General features: G+C 44.1%; 1 protein-coding gene. It reads left to right on the forward strand.

Translation table 11 applies throughout. From position 1 onward, the window contains the following. Positions 1-581 (forward strand): hypothetical protein (locus A3751_RS23305; protein ID WP_197466590.1); only part of this gene is annotated, 581 nt, incomplete at its 5' end. Positions 582-778: the final 197 nt, after the last annotated feature.

The following is a 778-nucleotide window of genomic DNA, read 5'->3' on the forward strand; positions in this document are numbered from 1 at the left end:
CATCGGGCATGGAATGGGGTACGTATACCAGAAATAATTCAACCGGAGAACTGACGGTTACTCAGACATTTGATGGTAATGGGGATACCGGTCTGACCGATGCCGTAAATGGTCTAACCACTCTTTTTGCGCAAGTATCTGGCGATGTGCTTACATTGCAGTTTGATGACAACCTGAACGGCACTATTGAAGAAGATGAATCTTTAGAATTTTCTCGATCTGCGTCCAATAATTTACTCGGGGTATGGACTACCGATCTCACCGATAATGATTTGTTGGCTTTTGTGTTCTTTGCAGACGGTACCTATGTTCATCTAGAGGTAGATGAAGAAGCACCAATTGATGTAAGTGGCGAGCCATCGGGCATGGAATGGGGTACGTATACCAGAAATAATTCAACCGGAGAACTGACGGTTACTCAGATATTTGATGGTAATGGGGATACCGGTCTTACGGATGCCGCAAATGGTCTAACCACTCTTTTTGCGCAAGTATCTGGCGATGTGCTTACATTGCAGTTTGATGACAACCTGAACGGCACTATTGAAGACGGTGAATCTCTGGATTTTCAGCGAAAATAAAATATAACAAGTGCCAGCAAGCGGACTTGGGTAAATCGACACTGTTTTTGCAAAAAGACGCAAAAACCCCGCCAATTTACCCAAGCCCTTGTGGCAGGCGTTACATGCTCAAAGGAGACAACATGCTACGAAGTCTATTCGCGATAATTTTCTTTGCTAGTGCTTCATTGAATGCATATGCAGAAAGCAAAGAGACC

It is taken from the genome of Oleiphilus sp. HI0080 (assembly GCF_001635135.1).